Below are 487 nucleotides of genomic sequence, written 5' to 3'. Positions count from 1 at the left end.
CGATAGTGCCAAGCGCACAAATGCTTCTGAACTGCCGACCGTATGATTGATCACACTGTCTCTCGGTACGTTAAAATGGTCATGCAGAAACTTCTTATGCAGATCATCGTATTGATCATAAGAAACCGCAGGCGCTTTGCTTAAGGTGGCGTAGTTTACGCCCTCTGAAAAGTAACGCTGATGAAAATCAGGGCTCGCCACACACACATAGTCCATACGACCGAGGTAGTCAGCACTGCATCCAGGAATCGCTTGGGGCTCTAAACTGATCGCACCGGCAACCTCACCGCTTTTTATTTTTTCAATGGTTCTAGACTCACCATGAATCGCGAGGTTCAACTCGACTTGACGAGACTTCATCACATCCGACAGTGCAGGTAACAACCATGTCGCCAAACTATCAGCGTTGGTGGCTATGGATATAGATAGTGGTTGAGTACCCTCTTCATTCATTAACTCCGGCACAAGCTCGTGCTCTAACAAGCGA

1 protein-coding gene is annotated in these 487 nt (G+C 47.6%); it reads right to left on the bottom strand.

What is annotated here, in order from left to right; translation table 11 throughout:
• A partial coding sequence (locus AB4653_RS27865; RefSeq protein WP_372105871.1) for a LysR substrate-binding domain-containing protein occupies window positions 1–487 on the bottom strand: 487 nt, incomplete at both ends.

The organism is Vibrio sp. 10N.222.48.A3 (genome assembly GCF_041475345.1).
Lineage (GTDB): Bacteria > Pseudomonadota > Gammaproteobacteria > Enterobacterales > Vibrionaceae > Vibrio > Vibrio tasmaniensis_A.
This window is presented reverse-complemented; position numbering and strand designations above follow the sequence as displayed.